The organism is Allobosea sp. TAB14, assembly GCF_052113865.1.
GTDB lineage: Bacteria > Pseudomonadota > Alphaproteobacteria > Rhizobiales > Beijerinckiaceae > Allobosea > Allobosea spartocytisi.
This window is the reverse complement of the sequence record NZ_JBFRDQ010000375.1, coordinates 1-1104: the sequence shown is the minus strand read 5'-3', so window position 1 is coordinate 1104 and position 1104 is coordinate 1. Positions and strand designations below refer to the sequence as shown.

At 68.4% G+C, this 1104-nt stretch carries 2 protein-coding genes; both read left to right on the top strand.

What is annotated here, in order from left to right; genetic code table 11:
• Positions 1 to 327 (top strand): SDR family oxidoreductase (locus AB4Y99_RS27745; RefSeq protein ID WP_441525621.1); only part of this gene is annotated, 327 nt, incomplete at its 5' end.
• 182 nt (positions 328 to 509) lie between these two features.
• Positions 510 to 842 carry a hypothetical protein gene (locus AB4Y99_RS27740; protein ID WP_441525620.1) on the top strand — a complete coding sequence of 111 codons (333 nt, stop codon included), beginning with the start codon at positions 510 to 512 and terminating at the stop codon, positions 840 to 842.
• Positions 843 to 1104: the final 262 nt, after the last annotated feature.

Below are 1104 nucleotides of genomic sequence, written 5' to 3'. Positions count from 1 at the left end.
CTGCTCTCTTTCCAGGGTGGCATCCGCATCCCCTCCTATACGGCGTCGAAGAGCGGGCTTGCGGGGCTGACGCGGCTGCTCGCCTGCGAATGGGCGGGCAAGGGCATCAACGTCAACGCCATCGCGCCGGGCTATTTCGTGACGAACAACACGGAGGCGCTGCGCGCCGATCCGGTGCGCAACGAGGCGATCCTGGCCCGCATTCCGGCCGGCCATTGGGGGCAGCCGCAGGAGCTGGGCGGGGCGGCGGTGTTCCTCGCCTCGGACGCGGCGGCCTATGTCCATGGCGTCGTCCTGCCCGTCGATGGCGGCTGGCTGGCGCGCTGACGCGATGGACGGATACCGCGAGTTGCTCAACGCGTTCCACGGAACCCGCGCCCGTCTTGATCGATGACGGGCATCGCGACATGCTCCGCTTCCTTGTCCCATCGCATCGTCTTGACGTGAGCCGGCGTCCGCTTCGCCGCGACGATGCTTCGGGATCGGTTGGCGGGGCTCCGGAGATGGCGATGAGAGGGACGACGATGCGCGGGCTGGTGCTGGCCGYGATCCTGGCAACGGGTGCGCCATCGCCCGCATGGCCGGCCGAGCCGGGCAAGGGCGAGTTCCTGCAGGACTACATCACCTGCGAGCTCTGGATGAAGCGGGAGGCGACGGATGCGGAGATGCATGCCGCCATCGGCCGCTGGCTGGTCGATGCCCTGCGCCAGCAATCGCCCAGGCGGCTGCCTCATCTCTCGGACGAGGTCATCATCGACGCCGTCGAGCGGCACTGCGCCGCCCAGCCCGGTCACAAGCTGAGCGTCGCCGCCTTCCTGGCAGGCCATCGCCTGCCCGACTAGATCGCCGCGCGTCCTGACGGGCGTGACGTGGCGATCGATCTTCTCGTCATCGCATCGGATTCTGCCGGAGAGCGGACACCGCTTTCCGGCCCGGTGCGACAGAGGCCGTGACGAAGGGCCTCTGCGGGCATCTCACCAGCGATCGTCGTAATAATGACGGCGATAGCCATAGGCGGGCGCCCAGGGCGGCGGGCCGCCATAGCGTCGACCATAGCCATAGCCGCGGCCATAGCCATAGCCGTCGCCACGGCCATAATAGCGC